Origin of the sequence: Microcystis sp. M53598_WE2 (assembly GCF_030067735.1) — a bacterium.
GTDB lineage: Bacteria > Cyanobacteriota > Cyanobacteriia > Cyanobacteriales > Microcystaceae > Microcystis > Microcystis aeruginosa.
Window position 1 is genome coordinate 1 of the sequence record NZ_JASJFE010000290.1, and the last position, 4,183, is coordinate 4,183.

The window sequence follows — 4,183 nt, forward strand, 5'->3', positions numbered from 1 at the left end:
AGGATTTACAAACCTTATATATAGGAGTAATTTTACATAATCCCAGTAAAAAACCTATCACTATTAACATTTTACAAGGTGCGAGTTATTTAATGACAGAAGCACCGTTTGTCACCTTGCAACCCTACATAGAAAATAACGATGGTAAAGCATTTTCTGGACCAGGTGCAAGAGCAGTAGCGGATGTTTTGCGGGGAGTACGTCAAAAAGAATTTCCAGCAAGAATAGTCATTCCTGCTGGGGGAAGTCAAATGTTATTAAACCATCCTATCCCAGTCAGAAATTTAGAAAAACCTGTCAATGGGAGATCCAGTTTTTTCCGATTAAATAGCAGTGGTAAAATTTATGCAGCGAGTTTAGCCATGTTTGCGAAAAAAAATGCTGATGGTAGCGAGCGCGCACCCACATTAAAAGAATGGCAAGACTTATTAAATAACGGTAACTTTGCAGGACCAAGAGATAAAACCCCCACACCCCCAGATGCAAAAGGAGGTCAATTAATTTACAGCAGAGTCGCAGGTATATCCGAAGGTGCAACATGGAAAGCAAACCTCACAGACAACACCAAAACCCAAACCCTGACTATTCCCGAACCAGGTAAAATTATTTCTTATCCCATAGCCAACTTACGGGGTGGAAGGTTAGGAACAGAACAAAGCCAAACCGCAAAAATGCTAGTGCGGTATCCTGATACTGCTTACGAAGCACATGGTAACTATGGGGTAGAATATCAACTCAACATACCTTTAACTAATAACACTAATAAAAATCAGACAGTTAGCATCACTTTAGAAACTCCATTAAAAGAAGATAGACTATCTGAAAAAGGAATTAAATTTAGAAAACCATCATTAGACTTTCCCTTTTTCCGTGGTACAGTGCGTTTAAAATATAGCGATGATCAAGGTAAACAACAAACCCGTTATGTACATTTATGGCATAGAACAGGGCAGGTTTTAGATCCTTTATTAAAACTAGATTTAAAACCAGGAACTCAAATAAAAGTACAATTAGATGTTATTTATCCACCTGATTCTACACCGCCGCAGGTGGTTACAATTAAGACTTTGGAAAATTAAAATAAATTGCAACAGACAAAAATCACTGACTGCCTTGTCTGTTACGGCGAACTGACAGGAGTTAATCTGAGAGGAAGCAAAAAAAAGGGCGTTGCTGAATCAAGGTATGAATGACAATCTTGCACCCATCCAAAAGTTAGTTTGGGTCTAGGTTTTAAAAATCCCACAAAAGAAGATTCATATCTCAAATCAGCAACGCCGGTTGAATGGTACTCAACCCCTCTTTCTTTCCCTCCCCGTTTATCTTGACTCTAATCTCGGAATTTAGGAACAGTTTTCTTAGCTTAAATCCCGGAATTAACCTACTGAAACTGATCTGCCCAATTTTCGATCACACGCTGACTTTCGCGAGCAATAACTAAAGCATTATCGGGGACATTTTTAGTGATAGTTGAACCGGCAGCCACGGTGACATTTTTTCCTAATTTTAAAGGAGCCACTAAAACACTATTTGCCCCAGTTTTTGTGCCACTGCCGATCATAGTTTGGTGTTTTTTCACGCCATCGTAATTAGCAGTGATTGTTCCCGCACCAACGTTAACTTTTTCCCCTAAAGTGGCATCTCCCAGATAGGATAAATGGGCAATATTGGTTTTATTGCCGATGTCACTTTTTTTAATTTCAACAAAATTACCGACTCGACAATTAGCCCCAATTTTCGCTTCTCCGCGCAAATGAGCATAGGGACCGATGCGACAACCAGAATCCACCTGACTATCAGAAATCACCGAAAATAAGACGGTTACATCGCTGCCTATCCGACTATTTTCGATTAAACTCCCCGGACCGAGACGACAACCAGAAGCGATTATCGTCTCACCGCGCAGATGGGTTTGGGGTTCGATAATCACATCGGGACTGAGGGTGACAGTATCCTCAATGGTGACACTATCGGGGTCAATAATGGTGACTCCAGCGGCCATCCAATCATCTTTGACTCTAGTTTGCAGGATATCATAGGCGGCGGCCAATTGTTTGCGATCATTAATGCCGCTAATTTCTAAACAATCCTCCACATCCACAGCCATGACGGGATCGAGAAAATTGACCACATCCGTGAGATAATACTCACCTTGATCGTTATTGGGGGTTAAATTAGGCAGTATAGCCGCTAATTTTGACCAATTAAAGCAGTATATACCTCCATTAATCCGGTGGTTTTGTCGTTGGGCATCGGTACAGTCTCTTTCTTCCACAATCTGCTTAACGAGATTATTGCCATCACAAAAAACTCGACCGTAACCTTTCGGGTTAGGGAGGTTAGCAGTTAAGAGGGTGGCAGCGTTACCATGGTCTTGATGAATCTGGAGAAGATTTTGCAAGGTTTCGGGACGCAACAGGGGAACATCGCCATTTAAGACCAGCAAATCCCCCTGAAAGTCCTCTAAATGGGGGATTAACTGCTGAATAGCATGGCCAGTGCCTAACTGTTCCTTTTGTTCGACAAATTCGATATCCTCAAGATGCTGTAGAGTATTTCGCACCTGTTCTCCCTGATAACCGATAATCACCAGTTTTCGCCGCGGATGTAAGGATTCGCTGACATTAAGGACCCGTTCCACTAGCGATCGACTGCCGAGGGGATGTAAAACTTTCGGAAGACTGGACTTCATTCGGGTTCCCTTACCCGCTGCTAAAATTGCTACCGCTACCATGGTCATGCTTGCCAATATCGTTCGCGACTGAGTATATCGCACTCCGATCCCTTTGGTTGCAAGAATTTTTCCCCTCTTTCATCCTGTGCCAGTTGAGAAACTACCATAAAAAGGTTTTCTTTAAGACATTGTTAAGGTACTATATACAAATTGAAACAATTAAACATAATTAGCACTCTATAGATACCGCTATGACAACTGTACTAACTAAGGAATCCTCCGCCATGAAACAGATTCGCACCTCCTACCAAGCTGACCAACAGGTGAAATACCTGCATCTAGAAGCGGAAATCGAGGTACTGCTGCAACAACTGCAAAACCTCAAGCGCAAAAACCAAGAGAATCAAAACCTAAATTAAAGAAAATTTCCCTAAGAATTCTCAAATCCCACCCTCTTACTAGCGAGAAGGTGGGAAAATGTTTTTTGAGAATTCCAGATAGGTGTAGATTAATGATCAATTTTACCTTACAGCAAGCCTTCGCCCGTCGTCATGCCCTGAAAGTGATCAGTGGGTTAAATAATTTCGATCGCTCGCAGGTTCTCTCAGTAGTTAAAGCCGCTACAGCCGGAGGAGCAACTTTTGTCGATATTGCCGCTAATGCTGACCTAATTCGGGCGGTAAAAGCCTTGACAAATTTACCCGTGTGTGTATCGGCCGTCGAGCCAGAATTATTGGTGATGGCAGTGGACGCGGGAGCCGATTTAATTGAGATTGGTAATTTCGATAGTTTTTATGCCCAAGGACGCATTTTTGAAGCGGCGGAAGTTTTAGCCCTAACCCGTCAAACTCGCGACTTACTGCCCGAAATTACCCTGTCTGTGACAGTTCCCCATCTGCTGCCCCTCGATGAACAGGTGAGACTAGCGGAAGCTTTAGTTAGTCAGGGTGCTGACATTATTCAAACCGAAGGCGGCACTAGCAGTCAACCCCGTCACGCCGGTATTTTGGGACTGATTGAAAAAGCTGCCCCGACTTTAGCGGCAGCCCACGCTATTTCCCATGCGGTTAAAGTTCCCGTCCTCTGCGCTTCCGGTTTATCGATTGTCACCGCTCCTATGGCGATCGCTGCTGGAGCGGCCGGTATCGGTGTTGGTTCGGCGATCAATCAATTGGATAATGAAGTAGCTATGGTGGCAGCCGTGCGCGGTTTAGTCGAATCTCTGCAAGCACAACCGGTCTATATTGGCAACTAGAACAATTTTTGTCTAGATACGACGGAGAAGGGGCTGTTTTCCCTTCTCTTTTTCCCTCTGTAATCAGTTATCAGTTATCAGGAGTCAGGAGTCAGGAGGCAGGAGATAGGGTGATAGGGTTTTGGGGTGATAGGGTGATGAGACAGCTTCCCTATTTCCCTATTTCCCTATTTCCCCACTTCCCCACTTCCCCACTTCCCCACTTCCCCACTTCCCCACTTCCCCACTTCCCCACACCCCACACCCCACTCCCC

Annotated in this window: 4 protein-coding genes; 3 read left to right on the forward strand and 1 reads right to left on the reverse strand. The window is 43.8% G+C overall.

The genetic code is table 11. The features are described 5' to 3' along the window. Positions 1-1,079 (forward strand): DUF3370 domain-containing protein (locus PX636_RS06235; protein ID WP_288116519.1); only part of this gene is annotated, 1,079 nt, incomplete at its 5' end. A 302-nt stretch (positions 1,080-1,381) separates the two neighbouring features. Here the strand turns inward: PX636_RS06235 and glmU are convergent. Continuing rightward, a complete protein-coding gene (gene glmU, locus PX636_RS06240; protein ID WP_288116520.1) occupies positions 1,382-2,734 on the reverse strand; it encodes a bifunctional UDP-N-acetylglucosamine diphosphorylase/glucosamine-1-phosphate N-acetyltransferase GlmU in 1,353 nt (450 codons plus the stop codon). 191 nt (positions 2,735-2,925) lie between these two features. Here glmU and PX636_RS06245 point away from each other — a divergent pair, with 191 nt between their 5' ends. Together PX636_RS06245 and PX636_RS06250 are read left to right on the forward strand one after the other, a co-directional pair. Next, positions 2,926-3,093 carry a hypothetical protein gene (locus PX636_RS06245; RefSeq protein WP_002796583.1) on the forward strand — a complete coding sequence of 56 codons (168 nt, stop codon included), beginning with the start codon at positions 2,926-2,928 and terminating at the stop codon, positions 3,091-3,093. A gap of 92 nt (positions 3,094-3,185) precedes the next feature. After that, entirely contained in the window at positions 3,186-3,929 is a 744-nt protein-coding gene (locus PX636_RS06250; RefSeq protein ID WP_002796582.1) for a DUF561 domain-containing protein, read from the forward strand. Positions 3,930-4,183: the final 254 nt, after the last annotated feature.

Bases quoted from the DNA above. Each gene is read 5' to 3' on its own strand.
- PX636_RS06245 (WP_002796583.1), top strand. From the start codon at position 2,926: ATGACAACTGTACTAACTAAGGAATCCTCCGCCATGAAACAGATTCGC.
- glmU (WP_288116520.1), bottom strand. From the start codon at position 2,734: ATGGTAGCGGTAGCAATTTTAGCAGCGGGTAAGGGAACCCGAATGAAG.
- PX636_RS06250 (WP_002796582.1), top strand. From the start codon at position 3,186: ATGATCAATTTTACCTTACAGCAAGCCTTCGCCCGTCGTCATGCCCTG.